We start from the raw sequence: 13,891 nt of genomic DNA on the forward strand, positions 1-13,891 counted from the left end.
GAAGATCAACCCTGCATTGCCTTCCAGGCCTCGAACTTTGCCAGGTTCGCCTCGTTCGGCGGATACAGACCGAGAATGTCGCCGCCCTCAGCGACGCGGTCGCGGACCCATCCATCCAGCGCCTCCTTGTCGACGCCCATTTGGGCCACCTCGGCGGCCAGATGAACCGGAATGACGGCCACCCCATCCTCGTCGCCCACGATGATGTCGCCGGGGAAGACGAGCACGCCGCCGCAGCCGATCGGCTGCTGGATCGCCATCGGGATGAGCGCCGAGGGGCTCGCCGGTGCGGCCGGCCCCTTGCAGAAGGTCGGCATCCCCAAGGCTCGGATCTCGCTGACATCGCGCATGCCGCCATCGGCGACGACGCCGACCACGCCGCGCACCTTCATGCGGGTGGTCAGCACGTCGCCTAGCCCACCGACAGCGCCGACGCCGCACATGTCCATGACGAACACGCTGCCGGCCGGGATCTGCTGGGTCGCCTGCAGCATCGCATTGGCGGGATTGCCGATGTCGACCGTCAAGGCGATATCCTCGCGCATCGGGACATAGCGCAGGGTGAAGGCCGGGCCGACGAAGCGGCAATGGGCCGGATCGATCGGACCGATGCCCGGAATGGCGCGCATGCGCAGCCCGTATTTCTTCAGCAGGATGCCGGTGATCGCCGCCGTCGGCACGCGCTTCAGCAACTGGATCGTTTCGGGGCTGCAAGCCGTCATGGTCGTGTCCTCACGGGAGCCGGCTCGGGTGCCGATCTGTTGGAACTGTGGTTGAAGTGTCACCCTGAAGGCCGCCTCGGTTCAGGCGGCGGGCCCCGCGTAATCGCCGGTGCCGAGATCGATCAGCTCGATGCGGTAGCCGTCCGGATCGTCGATGAAGGCGATGTGCACGGTGCCGAACTTGAGCGGTCCGGGTTCGCGCACGATCCGAACGCCGGCCTCCCGCAATGCCAGGCACACACCGTGGAGGTCGCGGACACCGATCGCGAGATGGCCGAAGCCGTTGCCCGGTTCGTAGGTTGATATGCCGTAATTATATGTCAGCTCGATCATCGGATCATTCGACTCGCTGCCGTAGCCGATGAAGACGTTGGTGTATTTCGCCTCGGGCACATCGACTTTCTTGACGACGGTCATGCCAAAATGCCGCGAGTAGAATGCAACCGAGCGATCCAGGTCTCCGACCCGGATCATCGTGTGCATGATCCTGAAGCCGTTCGTTGTAGTGCCCGTCATGTCGTTCCTCGCGGCCGGTCCGTCCCCCGTCGCATCGAGCGACGCGAAGAGCACCAGCGGTTATCAGTTCCTATTTGAACTCTATCAGTTCCTATGTAATCATCTGCCGATTGTCCGGGCTGTCAATTGTAAATCGATGCTGGGCGTCGATTGCCCCGGCCGGCTAAAGTTTGACACCGCCGCCGACGTCCTGCAGCGGCGCCGGCCGCAAGGGAGACAAGGTTGATCACGATGAGCGAAGCGACCGACGCAGCGGGCACGAAGCGGCGCGAGGGAAACCAGGTTCCGGTGATCGAGCGCATGCTCGACCTGCTGGAGATCATAGAGCGGCGCCCGGCCGGCACCTCGATCCGCGAGTTGAGCGAGTTTCTCGATATGCCGCGCTCGACCGTCTACCGCATCCTGAATACCCTTGAGGCGCGAGACGTCGTCAGGAGGAGCGTTTCGGGCTCCTACCTGCTCGGGCCGCGTCTTCTGTCCCTGGCCGCCAATGTCGTGACCGGGCATGATTCCGAGCTGGTCAAACTCGCCAACACTCATCTCGAGCGCCTTTCCCTAGCCACCGGCGAGGCGAGCAAGCTCTCGGTGCTGGATGGCGACGGCGTCCTGGTCATCGCGGTTGCGCATAGTTCCGGCGCTTATGGGCTGACCGTCAAACCTGGTCGGCGCCTGCCGCTGCATGCCGGCGCAGCCAGCCGGGTCCTGCTTGCTCATATGGACGGCGGCGACATTGCTCGGATCCTGAACAGCCCACTGCCGCGCTATACAGACAGAACGATGTGCGAACCCGAGGAGATCGGCAGGAGTCTTGCCCAGATCAGGCGGTCAGGCTCGGCCCTCGACGATGGTGAATTCTCAGTTGGCGTGATGGCGGTCGCAGCTCCGGTCCATGATCGGCAGAACAAGGTTGTGGCAGCGGTCAGCATCCCTTTTCTGCGCATCCAAGATCGCTCGCGCATCGAGACGCTGCGCACAGCCGTCACCGGGGTTGCGAAGCTGATCTCGCAAGAACTACTGAACCGCCCGACTCCCTCCGGGTAAGGGCTGAGCGGGCTTGGCTGCAGGGGCCCGGTCTCGTTGAACCGTTCCTCGATGGCCGCTTCCGGCCGATTGTTTTGGTGCCCTGCGCGCTGACATCGCTCATCTTCTCCTCGACACCGCTCGCCTGCTGGATGACGAGCCCCCCGCCGACGCGAGCGGTTTCGCCGAACGGGTGGGCAGAGTGGTCGCGAGAGCCGGGAAAAGGCTGAATGATGCAATTTCAGATGAGCGCGGACAGGTCCCACCTACTTTCTTCGGTCGCGGCGAGCGGGGGAGCTTTCCGCTGCGCTGCTAGCACGTGCATACTCCGCTTCCTGACGCTGAGTTGAAGTCAGCTCTTGGCGCGTCTTTGGCGCGCCATCGCAGCTTTCAACTGTGCGACGTGGCCATACGCGACACTACGGAGAGGGCGAACTCGACGAGGTAGCTGTTAAGCGCAATGGATGCAGCGCTGGCTCCATCCGGATCGCGTAGCAGGATGGCCTGCAGAATCTCCTGGTGCAGTCGCTTGCCATGGGCGATCTCGGCCTGCTCGTCGCGGACATGCATGATCCAGAAGCGGCGCGACAKGGTCTGCAACGGCACCATCAACGCTTCGAGATAGGGATTGTGCGCGGCCTGGATGATCAGGGCGTGAGTCTGGCGCACGGTCTCGGAATAGCCGTGGAGATCGAAACCGCCGGCCAGGGTGGCTTTCAGGGCCGCGATCGCCTCGATGTCTTTCTCGCTCGCCCGGCGGCAGGCGAGCCCGACGGCGAGAACCTCGACGGCCCGGCGAACCTCTAGGCCGCTGAGCTGGTCTTCGACGGAGATTGCCGGGATTTCGATGCCTTTGTTGGGGTGGATGCGCAGCATGTGGTTGAGGGCGAGGCGCTGAATCGCCTCCCGCACCGGGGTGCGGCCGAGGCCCGTCGCCTCCATCAGGCCACGTTCGGACACCATCGAGCCGGGCTTGAGCTCGCCCTGCTCGATCAGGCGCTGCAAGGCGGCGACCGCCTGTTCCGATTGATTCATCCGTTTTCCAGCCCAGCGCCGCCTCCGGTCGGGAGGCGATTCCATTCTTGATCCGATAGCCGATTTCACGGGCTTTCCAAACCGTTATTCATCTGATATATTGGTAAGATATTATCGAAATCCACCAGAGCCCGAAACGCGACGCTATGAAGTATTCACCCTCCATCGAGCCGAGCCCGCTCCCTTTCTCGCCGTTCAAGAGCTGTACTGTGCCGCGGCCGATCGGCTGGCTGTCCAGCGTCAGCGCGGCGGGTGTCGAGAACATCGCGCCCTACAGCCAGTGGCAGAACCTGACCTTCGATCCGCCGATGGTGATGTTCTCGGCGAACCAGTATCCAGACGGGCGCCGCAAGGACACGGTGCTCAATGCCGAGGAGACCGGCTGGTTCGTCTGGAACATGGCGACCTACGACCTGCGCGAGGCGGTCAACCTGAGCGCGATGGCGCTGCCGCCCGAAGAAAGCGAATTCGACCGCCTGAACGTGACGCGCGAATATGCGGACAATGCCCGCATCCCGATGGTCAAGGAGAGCCCGGTTAAGTTCGAATGCCGCTACCTCGGCACGCACCGTCTGAAAGGCAATTCGGCGGTCGGCACCATCGATATCGTCTTCGCACAGGTCGAGACGATCCATATCGACGACCGCTTCATCACGCGCGAAGGCAAGCTCGACATTCCTGCGATCAAGCCGATCGCCCGCCTCGGCTACTTCGACTACACGGTCGTGAAAGACGTCTTCGAAATGCGCGTGCCGGGTGCTGATGCCGATGCCCGGTTCGGCCTCGAAGGCCGCGCCGCTGGCTGAGGCCTGCGCCGACCTCCCCATCGACAGCGTCAACATCAATAAAAAGAGGGGTCACCACATGTCTGACATCGCCGCAGAGGGCGCTTTCGCCGCCCCGCGTTCCCGCCGCGTCAAGGATCTGATCGCGGTCAATTTCGGCAATACGCTCGAATGGTTCGACTGGACGATCTACACGATCTTCGCGCCCTATTTCGCGCTCCAGTTCTTCCCCTCGGCGGACAAGTCGGCGGCGCTGCTGGCGGCGCTCGCCGTCTTCGCGGCCGGCTTCCTGACGCGGCCGCTCGGCGGCTTCCTGTTCGGGCTTTACGCCGATCGGGTCGGTCGCAAGAAGAGCTTGACACTGGCGATGTTCATCACGGCCGGCGGCAGCCTCGTCATCGCCTTCGCCCCGACCTTCGCGATGGTGGGGCTCGTTGCTTCGGTCATCCTGCTGGTCGCGCGCCTGGCGCAGGGCATCGCCCATGGCGGCGAGATGGGGACATCCGTCACCTATCTGGTCGAGCGGGCGCCGCGCCACCGGCGCGCGCTCTATGGCAGCACGTCATGGATGAGCGTCGTCCTCGGCACGATGATCGCTACGGTCACGGGCCTGCTGCTCAACGCCACGCTCGGCCGCCCGGTCCTGGAAAGTTGGGGCTGGCGCATTCCCTTCGTGCTCGGCGGGCTCCTCGGCTTCTACGGGCTTTATCTGCGCCGCAAGCTGACCGAGACCGACAGTTTTGCGAAGGTGCACGCGCAGGGTGCGAAAACCGCGACCGGGCTCGGCCCACTGCTGCGGAACTGGCGCGGCGTCGCCGTCGTCTTCGGGCTTTCGGCCGGTGGCTCGATCATGTTCTACACGTGGCTGATATACAGCCCGACCTTTGCGCAGATCAGCCGCGGGCTCGATGCGACATCGGCGCTGACGGCGAGTCTGATCGCGCAGGCGGTGTTCTTCGTCGCCATCCCGATCGTCGGCTGGCTCGCGGACCGGTACGGGCGGCGGATCTTCATCATCCTGTTCGGGCTCGGCTTCATTGCCGCGACCTTGCAACTCGATGGGATGATCACGAACAGCTTCTCGGGCCTGCTGACGGCGATGATCTGCGCGCTGCTGATCCTGGCCTGCCTGTTCGGGGTCAACACGGCGGTGTGGGCGGAAGTGTTTCCCACGCCGGTCCGGGCGACCGGCGTAAGTGGGCCGCTCTCGCTCGCCACCGCGATCTTTGGCGGCACCGCTCCATACGTGAACACCTATCTCTCGCAGACGGGCGAGCATCGGCTGTTCCTGTTCTACCTGATGTTCGTGGCGGGCATCACCTTGCTGACTGGCTTGCTGATCCCGGAAACCCGCGACCTTGATCTCGACCGGCCGGATACCGGGCGGCTGTCGAACTGGTCGGCATCTCTCAACTCTCGCTGACATATGCAGCGATAAAGCCCGGAGCCGACCTGGGTCATCGGCTCCGGGCTCGCCGACGAGTTGGCCGGCTCTAGCTCGGGCCGCGATTACTCACTGAAGGTCCGCTTCCCGGGGACAAGCCAATGTCTGGTCATGGCGCATCAGACGAGCGGCGGATGTAGTACAATGGTTTCTGACGCAGCATCCGATGGGGGATGCGCCATGCTTGTCGAAGCTCAGCAGACTCATCAGCTTCCAGCCTGGATACGGGACGCATGATCGGCCCGAAGCCACCCCTGAAGCCGCGTCACATCGGGGCCATCAGGACACGGCTTCAACACGAACGTCGTGTGCGTGATCTGGTGATGTTCAATCTCGCGATCGACAGCAAGCTACGTGGCTGTGATCTCGTCCGGGTTCGCGTGGGTGATATCGTGCTCGGCGGAACCGTCAGGCTGAGGACCTCGATCATCCAGCAGAAGACCGGCCGGCCGGTGCCATTCGAGCTCACCTATCCGACCTGAGAGGCGCTGACAGCCTGGCTCAGGAGACGACCAGCGGCAATTGGCGGCTGGCTCCCGAGCTGCAGTGCGGGATGGGGCATGAACGTTGATGTTCCGAGCCTGGAGGGCTTGGACATATGACGATTTCAGAGCTTACGCTTAAATCGAGCGTCGAGATCGACGAGCCGGTTAGGCGGTTTGAGGTCTTCACAGGTGCGGGGCGCCGTCGGGACTGGTCTGCCGAGAACAAGGCGCGGATTGTGGCGGAGAGCTTCGAGCTTGGCGCGACGGTGAGCGCCGTCGCCCGCGCCTATCCCTTGTCGCCGCAGCAATTGTTCACCTGGCGCCGCGAGATCCGCAAGGCCGCGGAAGCGATGCCCGCGTTCGTGCCGGCGGTGATGGCGCCAGAACCGGCACCCATATCGGAGCGGACGGCGCAGTCGTCACGCCCGAAGCGGCGCGCTCGGTCGCGCCGCGCGGCAGCCATCGAGATCGACGTCGCTGGCGTCAGGGTAACGATCGAGAACCGGGCCTTGCCGGTCACGATCGCGGCGGTACTCGGCGCATTGAAGGCCGGATCGTGATCGGCCCGACCGGCGCGGTCCGCGTCATGGTCGCGACGAAGCCGGTCGACTTCCGCAAGGGTGCCGAGGGCCTGACCGCCCTGGTGTGCGAGACGATGGGCGCCGACCCGTTCTCGGGCACGATCTACGTGTTCCGCGCCAAGCGCCTGGACCGGGTGAAGCTGGTGTTCTGGGACGGCACCGGCGTGGTGCTGGTCTCGAAGCGTCTGGAGGATGGCGAGTTCCGCTGGCCCAAGATCGAGGACGGAGCCCTGCGACTGACGGCGGCCCAGCTTCAGGCCCTGTTCGAAGGGCTGGACTGGCGCCGGGTCCATGAACCGCAGCGGGCGGCGGCGCCGGTCGCCGCGAGCTGAAAGCGCTCGCAAGCATCTGACGAACATGATTGAATCGGCGTCACGGCCTCGCTCCCGCCAGAGCTTCCCCATGACCCCGAGACGCTTCAGGCGATGCTGATCGCGCGGGAAGCGGAGATCGAGCGCCTGCGCCAGATCATCAAGGAGTTGCAGCGGCGGCGTTTCGGCCGCCGGGCCGAGACCTTGCCCGAGGACCAGCTTCTGCTGGGCTGGAAGAGGCCGAGCAATCGCGAATTTGATATATTTGGAAGCGGAAGCTTCCGGTGTCAGGAATGGTCTAACTTCGGAAGCCGCCTTCCCAGAAGCGAGCCGAGGCTCAGCTGACGCAGTCCGCCAGCGACGACACAATGTCCTGGTTGCGGAAGCGCTTTGCCTTACTTGCGGCACTTTCAACCTAAACGCCCCCACAGCGACGCTGAAATATTTCAATGGCTTATGAGGGCATTTCATAATCGGTGCGGCAAACTTCGCCTTTCCCCACACGGAGTGTGCTGTACGGAAAGCTTGTCGGCTGGTGCGGGTGGTTTGTCGAAGCCGCCCGTAGCGGACTTCAACCGCCCTTCAGATCGGACCAGCCGGCCTCGTCGATCGCCTCGACGCCGGGCTTGGACGCGTCCTTGAGCTTGGGACCAGCACCGGAGCCAGCGACGAGCCGATCGGCATTCCACGGGACCACACCCGCGACCTTCGCGCCGAGCCGTTCGGCCATCGCCCTGGCCTCATCGCGGATCATCCACTCCAGCGCGCCGGTGAAGACCAAGATCTTGCCGGCGACAGAGCTTGCCAAGGGGGCCGCCACCAGTAGTTGCGGCGAGTCGACGTCAATCGAATGCGAGAGGTTGGCCACATGCGGCCTTTCTCGCGCCTTCCTGCAATCAGCCCTTCCCACTCAGCGCCAAAGGTTCTTTGATCTTTCCAGATGCGGCAGGCTCGGCGCCCATGGCGGCGTGCGCGCCCCGCTTGCCACTCAGGTATCGTCCCAACGCGATCGAAGGCTGCTCGACAAGCCGATACATCATTTCGGCAGCAGGAAACACGATTGCCAGGAACAACAACGCTGTCATCGGCAAGCCGATCCTGTCAGCTCCGAGGTGAATGGCCGCGAGCCAGAGAGGCATGTGGATCAGGTAGAGACTATACGAAACCCGGCCAAGCCACTGAGCTGGTGCCGAGAGAAGCAAACGCCAGCGATCGCCATAGGCGACGGTCGTCGCCACGATCCCGACCGCACCCACACCGATGACCCAATCCGACAGATAGCTATGCGTGCTGGGAGCCAGCAGGAGGATCACGGACAGCCCGACGACAACATGACGGCGAGCTCCGCTGAGCTCCGTGAGCCGGCCGCGCCAGATAGCAAGCGTCTCCGCCATCACGATACCGATGATGAAATAGATCAGATAGCGCGCGGTAACGACGAGATTTCCCAGGATCGTTGTGGACGATACGTAGATCTGCTGGCCCTCGCCGAGAGCGGGCATGAGAAAACTCGACCCAAGCAGGAGGAGCCCCCCGCCGATCAAAGAACCGATGCGCCAGCGTGTCGCGAGGAGTAGCAGGACCGGAAAAATCAGCGCCACACGAATTTCGACGATGAGACTCCAGATCGGGCTATTGAGACTGATGTCGTCAGCTCTGCCGGTGCCGATCAAATGCAGCAGAACGAGCGGCAAGGACAGATCGACATTCCAATTCTCATGCAGCCAAGCGCTGGCCGTCGCCCCGCCGCGATTGCCTACCAGCCAGAACAGCAAGGCCGCCAATAGCACCGCTACCGCAAACGGCGGATAGAGCCGGGCGAGCCGCTTCACGATGAAATCCTTGAAGACCAGCGACCGTCCGCCAGTGAACGGCAGAGCAACAACGAAGCCGCTCATGACGAAGAACACCAAAACCGCCGCGTGCCCCGCGATGAAAATGCGCAGGGGTGAGTACTTGATAATATTCACCCACTCCGCGCCACTCCCCGTCGGAAACGACAGGTAGATATGCTGGATGACGACGACGGCGGCCATGAGTCCGCGCAACGCATCTATCTGATGTATACGCATTATGGCCGATCTTTCTCCAGGCACCTGTGGTGAACACGAGAGCTCATCGAGGCTTTATGGCACTGACTTGATCACTGCATTTTCCGGAAATTTGCCTCTCGAGGAACGCCCGGACCACGTGCGTCTTGCGCTCCGTGAAGAGGCTGAAAGCGAAGGCATAGAGGACAAGCGCGGCCGTCAGCCCAACGCCCCAACTCGCAGCCTCCCATCCGCTGGGCTGCAGGCTCAAACGCGGGTCGGCACGGCCGTTCGCTAGCGCCAGGATGAAGTGCAGTGCGGGAGCATGAAGAACATACAAGCTGAATGAAAATGATGCCAAAAGCGCATTGATGGGTGCAATCTTCAGCAGCATTGGAGAGTTGCTGAACCGCGCGGCAAGAAGGGCGTTCGCAAAAGCCAGACCGAGAACGATCTTCGCGCCTCCTCCCAGCAGCGTGGCCAGAGCCGGAAAACTGAAGCAGGCGGCCACTGCGGCAGCCCAAGCCAAGATCGGGGACGCAAAAATAAGCCTGGGCATGAATCGGACAACCGCCCCAAGCACCCAAATGAAGAAATAATTTATGACTGAAGGATTACTTTTGAACACTATTACAAAATATAATGCAATTATAAATGTGATCCTCAGATCTAAACGCCCCCTCCAGAAAGCGATAAATATGAATGGAAAGGTTAAATAATAAAACATTTCATATGCGATGCTCCACAACGGGATATTGCTTCCAATCGTCGGCGCAAGAATGGTCTGCAGATTCAAGACATTCAGAATAACCGTAAGAGCGCTATAGCTGGCTACTGTTTCGCCCCCCGCATTGACGCTAATGCCGAATTGTCCCACCCTGATCAGATCGAGCGCGAAACCCAACGCGAGCGCCGGAAGATACACGGCGTAGATCCGCGATATCCTATTGACCAGATAGTGCCTGCCCTCGAAGCGGCCCGAGACGATATCCGAGACCGCACTGCCGCCGACCAGGAACCCGCTCGTGATGAAGAACCAGGTAACCGCTTGGTCGCCGCAGCTGGTCACGAGATAAACAATCGAAACCAGCGCTGACCGCAGGCTTTCCGACGTGTCGCCGGCCAGAACGAGAACGTTCTCCCGGACGTGGTAGATAAGAACAAGCAGAGCTGCGACCCAGCGCGTGAGGTCGAGCGCCGAGGCCATGGATGGGCTGATTTCCTTGCTCGACACCGCCTGTTCGATGCAACGTCTTGCGGTCCGGGCGATCGAAGCTGGCCCTAGCAAGTCAGGCTCCTCCCGCCATGCCACGGCCGCTCACCGAGGACGCGCGAACGATTGAATTGCTCGGCGACGATACGGAGTTCAGCCATCCGACTGCTCCCGCCAACCGCGCCGGCCACGCCAGAGCGCGAGCGCGAAGGCGATTTCTCCCAACAAGATCCCAACGACGGACCAGAGCGGACCGCCAGTGAAGAGCAGGGTTGGAACAGCGATCATCGAGACCGCGGCGGAGACAACACTCGCATGGGCCAGGAGTCGGAACTTGCCCGCCGATTGCAGCAAAGCGCTGTCGGGCGCGCGCAGCATCCTGACACCGACGATAAGCATCCAGAGGGCGACACCCTGCGAGAGATAGCTCAGATCGTACTCGCGCGGGAAAACGAGCCAGGGCGCATAAAACAGCAGCAAGACCGCCGCCATTACCACCAACAACCATGCCGCCACGAGAATATAGCGGAAGAAGGTCACTGCGCGCTCCGCCTCCACGCTCTGCCTCTCGTTGATGAAGCGCGCGATACGTGGCCGCTCAAACTCCGTCAGAGCATTCATGACCACGGTCAGCGGGCGCGTCAGCAGAGCGCTGGCGGCGATGGCGGCAAACGCGCCCGCGCCGCTCACGAGGGTGACGACATAGGCATGCGCGTTGCCGGTCGCCTCGGTGGTGACGACACCCAGAAGCGACCAGCCGGAATGCTCCCGCCAGATCCCTCTGTAGCGAGACAGCTCGTCTCGTGCAGGCCAGCAAAACTGTTGCCGAAGGTAGTCGCGGCCCAACGGGAGCATGCCCAGCGAGCCACTCAGCAAAAGCGCGAGATAACCAGAGACCGAGTCCGCACGGCCGGCAACCCAAATCGCAAGCATGGCAATGGCGAGCGCCGCACCAGAGACGATATCGGAAGCGGTTGCCCGTAACGGGCGACAAACTGCATAGGAATAGGCGCGACCGAACCAGCGCAGCATCGTCGCCGCTGAGAAGCTGGCGAAAACCGCAGCCTCCAACATGCTTGAGCCGATGGCCAAGGCAATGCCGCCAATCGTTGCGAAAGTGGCTGCGGTGAAGACCAGGTTCATCGCGAACAGGCTCCGCGCCATATCCCGCCGCTGCGCCTCCTCGCCTCGCAGAATCAGCACGGCGATCGGCGCGCAGAACAAGGCGTTCGACAGCCCCATGGCGAGCTGGCTCACAACGAGGAGAAAGGAGAACGTGCCGAAATCGGCCGGCATCAGCAGGCGAAGCATCTGCAGCGAAAGCAGAAACTGCGTTGCTGCCAGAGCGATCGGCCCGAAGGCGGCGATGCCATAGCGCGAAAGCTGACCCAGCGAGCGCGAAACCCCACCAGCCGCGATGCCGGATCTCCTGAAGCCGTTCACCACACGCGACTCGGTCATGGCCTCGAAACCTCTGGACCATGCGGAGTGGCAGGATCGAGCATCGCCGGCGCCGTCATCGCTCGCCCACCGGCTGTGCAAGGCCGCTGCTTTTTGCGTGGACGCTGACAATCACGATCACCAGCATCAATTGCAGGAACTGGTCGCGGTCCATGATCGTCGTCTCCGTGGCGTTGTGTCCCAGGATGAACACCATCAACGCGAAGAGCAGACAGCCTGATCGGGATCGGAACACCGGATTGCCCAGAAGCGCGACGAATGGCCGTAAGATCAGGGCATAGACGGCCAGGATGATGCCAGGGATGCCGATTTGAGCGGCGAGATCGAGATAGCCGCTGTGGCCGCTGGCCAATGCGGTCAGCCAGCTGCCAGGCTGCGCGTATTCGAAGATCGGGCTGTTCGGGCCGATATTCCAGAACGAGCCATATCCAGACCCCAACAGCCAGTTCTCACCGATATAGCTGAGCAGCGGGCGCCATATCTGTGAACGGCCGGTCAAGGTGTCCTGGCGATCGAGAGGCGCGATAATCTGCTCCCAATGCCACATGCCGTAGGCCGTCAGAGCGAGCACTACGAGGCAAGCGGCGATCAGCACGACCCCGCGGTCGCGCTGGCTGTAGAGGGAGAAGAGATACCCCGCAGCTAGGGCGATGACCGTCAGGCCAAATGAGGTTTTCGAATTCGTGAACCAGAGGAAGATGAACGAAAGCAAAATTATAGACAGACGATAGGCGCCACCGGTTCGCGAGAACGAAAACAGCAGTATGGTGATCGCACAAATCATTCCCGTATAATTTTTCTCAGGAAATATTCCGCGCCAGTCCCCAACCAGAGCTATGGCCCGAAAACTGTCGGCCTGGTGAACGCCGATCGACGGAAGGGCGAATACGGCCGAGAAGTTCAGGAGGCAAACCGCGCCAAGGATCAGGCGAAGTTGCGCGAATGCCCGGTGCGCGCCCAGATGCACCAGACCGAGCGACAGCGTCACGACCACGATCGTCGTCAGTACCAGCCTGCGCACAGCGACATCGGGCTCGATCGCCCAGGACAGGCTCAGCCAGCAATAGCCCAGCACGAGCAGCAGACCGGGCGGAACTGCCTGGAGCTGCCGAAGGTCGCGGTGCATCCCGACACCGAAGGCGGTCGCACCGAAGATCGCCATATAGACGAGCTGGCGCCACAGCGTGCCCTGCCCCGTCAGGCCGGGGTTCGAAGCCGAAACGGCCAGATCGCTCATATCAGTCGCGATTGGCGCCGTGATCACCATGATGAGAAGAAGGAAGAACGAGATGTCGACGAGTTTGAGACGAGACATCGTGTCCGCCTCGCCCCCCCGCCTGCCGTCCGAGATGTGCGGCATCGCACCAGTCCTAAATCCGGCGCGACCGCGATCTAACAGGTCCATTGAAGTACCAGCCTCTCGTCTCGCCCCAAAAGCAGCGGCACTCGTCGGCGCCCTATTCGTAAGTGATCGATAGGGCATTGATTTTCATCGAGCCCGAGCCCCGCGTGACTTCAACTCCGGTGCCAAGCCCGTTGAACCACTCCTCGCCGGTTATCACGCCCTGCGCGCGCAGCCACAGGAGCATGGCTCGGATATCGACCGATGAAATTCGCACGTCCGTCGAGGGCAGCAGGAGGATGTCCGGCACCTGACGGGTGCGATCAATGCTGACCTGCCAGTTGCGGCCGGTCTCATCGCGGTATGCCCCGATGGGCGTCGAGGAGCGAACATAGAGTTTCGCGAGATCAGCGGCATGAAAGAAGACCTGCACTTCGAATAGCTGCTGATCATGACGGCCGGCTTCCCGGGTCAGCCATATATTAGTCATGACATTGTACTGATCGAGATTCCCGGCCAGAGCGAAATCGTGATTGTGCTTGAGGACAGCGATGTCTCGCACCTTGCGAGCGCTAATCGGGACAGGAGGCTTGGTGTTATAATAGTTTCCGAAATTGATCGCCAAGAAATTGAACACTCCGGACGCAGGAGGTGTACTCGGCCACGCCCACTCAATCGAAGTCTCTGCCGGAAAGCGATCCGGAAGGATCTTCATCGAGTTCGTATAGTCCCTCCCTTGGATCAGAGCTCCGGCGCCCCAAGGTTCCAGCCACGCCAGCCAGGGTCCCTTCGCGAAAGCCTGACGATCATGCAGTTCAACCACAGGCCGTGGGCTCTGCTGGGCCGCTGCCTCGCCGGCGGCGAAGCTCGACATCAGAAGTATGGGCGCTGCCCGACACCAGAATTTTTTCAATCGCATCGTCACTCCCTTACGGCACCATGAGAC

14 protein-coding genes and 2 pseudogenes are annotated in these 13,891 nt (G+C 62.0%); 7 read left to right on the plus strand and 9 right to left on the minus strand.

Annotated elements, in window-relative coordinates; genetic code table 11:
- Window positions 1–5 precede the first annotated feature (5 nt).
- Together AC1DDA_RS03855 and gloA are read right to left on the minus strand one after the other, a co-directional pair.
- Window positions 6–722 carry an RraA family protein gene (locus AC1DDA_RS03855; protein WP_476780756.1) on the minus strand — a complete coding sequence of 239 codons (717 nt, stop codon included), beginning with the start codon at window positions 720–722 and terminating at the stop codon, window positions 6–8.
- 81 nt (window positions 723–803) lie between these two features.
- Entirely contained in the window at window positions 804–1,238 is a 435-nt protein-coding gene (gene gloA / locus AC1DDA_RS03860) for a lactoylglutathione lyase (RefSeq protein WP_476794706.1), read from the minus strand.
- A gap of 288 nt (window positions 1,239–1,526) precedes the next feature.
- Between gloA and AC1DDA_RS03865 the strand changes: the two genes are divergently transcribed.
- Window positions 1,527–2,279, plus strand: a complete 753-nt coding sequence (locus tag AC1DDA_RS03865) for an IclR family transcriptional regulator (RefSeq protein ID WP_476794707.1) — start codon at window positions 1,527–1,529, stop codon at window positions 2,277–2,279.
- A gap of 369 nt (window positions 2,280–2,648) precedes the next feature.
- Here AC1DDA_RS03865 and AC1DDA_RS03870 read toward each other — a convergent pair whose 3' ends face one another.
- On the minus strand, window positions 2,649–3,338 hold the full coding sequence (locus AC1DDA_RS03870) for a GntR family transcriptional regulator (protein WP_476794708.1): 690 nt from the start codon (window positions 3,336–3,338) through the stop codon (window positions 2,649–2,651).
- A gap of 101 nt (window positions 3,339–3,439) precedes the next feature.
- Between AC1DDA_RS03870 and AC1DDA_RS03875 the strand changes: the two genes are divergently transcribed.
- The 6 genes and pseudogenes from AC1DDA_RS03875 to AC1DDA_RS03900 all read left to right on the plus strand — a co-directional run.
- Window positions 3,440–4,099, plus strand: a complete 660-nt coding sequence (locus AC1DDA_RS03875; RefSeq protein WP_291653879.1) for a flavin reductase family protein — start codon at window positions 3,440–3,442, stop codon at window positions 4,097–4,099.
- Window positions 4,100–4,157: 58 nt separating this feature from the next.
- Complete coding sequence (locus tag AC1DDA_RS03880; protein WP_476794709.1) at window positions 4,158–5,501, plus strand: MFS transporter; 1,344 nt, start codon at window positions 4,158–4,160, stop codon at window positions 5,499–5,501.
- Window positions 5,502–5,695: 194 nt separating this feature from the next.
- Window positions 5,696–6,001: pseudogene (locus AC1DDA_RS03885) on the plus strand (site-specific integrase); the annotation flags it as partial.
- Window positions 6,002–6,120: 119 nt separating this feature from the next.
- Window positions 6,121–6,567 (plus strand): IS66-like element accessory protein TnpA, encoded by a 447-nt coding sequence (tnpA, locus tag AC1DDA_RS03890; RefSeq protein WP_476794710.1) that lies wholly within the window; start codon window positions 6,121–6,123, stop codon window positions 6,565–6,567.
- Window positions 6,564–6,920 carry an IS66 family insertion sequence element accessory protein TnpB gene (tnpB, locus tag AC1DDA_RS03895; protein ID WP_476794711.1) on the plus strand — a complete coding sequence of 119 codons (357 nt, stop codon included), beginning with the start codon at window positions 6,564–6,566 and terminating at the stop codon, window positions 6,918–6,920. Before tnpA ends, tnpB begins: the two co-directional genes overlap by 4 nt.
- Before the next feature lie 93 nt (window positions 6,921–7,013).
- Window positions 7,014–7,147: pseudogene (locus tag AC1DDA_RS03900) on the plus strand (IS66 family transposase); the annotation flags it as partial.
- A gap of 323 nt (window positions 7,148–7,470) precedes the next feature.
- Here AC1DDA_RS03900 and AC1DDA_RS03905 read toward each other — a convergent pair.
- The 6 genes from AC1DDA_RS03905 to AC1DDA_RS03930 all read right to left on the minus strand — a co-directional run bounded on the left by AC1DDA_RS03905 (window position 7,471) and on the right by AC1DDA_RS03930 (window position 13,819).
- A complete protein-coding gene (locus AC1DDA_RS03905) occupies window positions 7,471–7,767 on the minus strand; it encodes a BRCT domain-containing protein (RefSeq protein WP_476794712.1) in 297 nt (98 codons plus the stop codon).
- Window positions 7,768–7,795: 28 nt separating this feature from the next.
- Window positions 7,796–8,971 carry an acyltransferase family protein gene (locus AC1DDA_RS03910; protein ID WP_476794713.1) on the minus strand — a complete coding sequence of 392 codons (1,176 nt, stop codon included), beginning with the start codon at window positions 8,969–8,971 and terminating at the stop codon, window positions 7,796–7,798.
- A 43-nt stretch (window positions 8,972–9,014) separates the two neighbouring features.
- A complete protein-coding gene (locus tag AC1DDA_RS03915; protein ID WP_476794714.1) occupies window positions 9,015–10,136 on the minus strand; it encodes an acyltransferase family protein in 1,122 nt (373 codons plus the stop codon).
- 159 nt (window positions 10,137–10,295) lie between these two features.
- Complete coding sequence (locus tag AC1DDA_RS03920; protein WP_476794715.1) at window positions 10,296–11,603, minus strand: hypothetical protein; 1,308 nt, start codon at window positions 11,601–11,603, stop codon at window positions 10,296–10,298.
- A 55-nt stretch (window positions 11,604–11,658) separates the two neighbouring features.
- Complete coding sequence (locus AC1DDA_RS03925) at window positions 11,659–12,963, minus strand: O-antigen ligase family protein (protein WP_476794716.1); 1,305 nt, start codon at window positions 12,961–12,963, stop codon at window positions 11,659–11,661.
- A gap of 97 nt (window positions 12,964–13,060) precedes the next feature.
- Entirely contained in the window at window positions 13,061–13,819 is a 759-nt protein-coding gene (locus tag AC1DDA_RS03930) for a hypothetical protein (protein WP_476794717.1), read from the minus strand.
- Between the last annotated feature and the right edge of the window lie 72 nt (window positions 13,820–13,891).

Source organism: Allobosea sp. 10N428 (genome assembly GCF_056394545.1).